The organism is Bacillus sp. SIMBA_005 (assembly GCF_046535585.1).
Taxonomy (GTDB): Bacteria; Bacillota; Bacilli; order Bacillales; family Bacillaceae; genus Bacillus; species Bacillus pumilus.
Map to the genome: position 1 here is coordinate 1 of NZ_JAWRWI010000648.1, position 260 is coordinate 260.

Genomic DNA, 260 nt, shown 5'->3' on the forward strand with positions numbered 1-260 from the left:
CGCTGTGCTTTGCCTTAATTTGTCCTTTGGCCGTTTCAGCTGCTTGATCCAATGCTTGTTTCGGATCTGCCTTCCCTGTTGCAACCGTCTGTAATGCTGAATCAGCCGGCGTCCATATTTCATTCATTTCCGGAATATTTGGTGTTGGCTCTGAGAAACGGGATTGTTCAGTAACAGCCCGTGCCGCCTCGCTTTTCATAATAGCCGGGTCATTGGCTAGGGATTTCACAGCAGGAACTTCTTTCGTTTCTTCATATCGT

General features: G+C 47.7%; 1 pseudogene. It reads right to left on the minus strand.

The features are described 5' to 3' along the window. Positions 1-260 (minus strand): annotated as a pseudogene (locus SB660_RS21675) (cyclodextrin-binding protein); the annotation flags it as partial.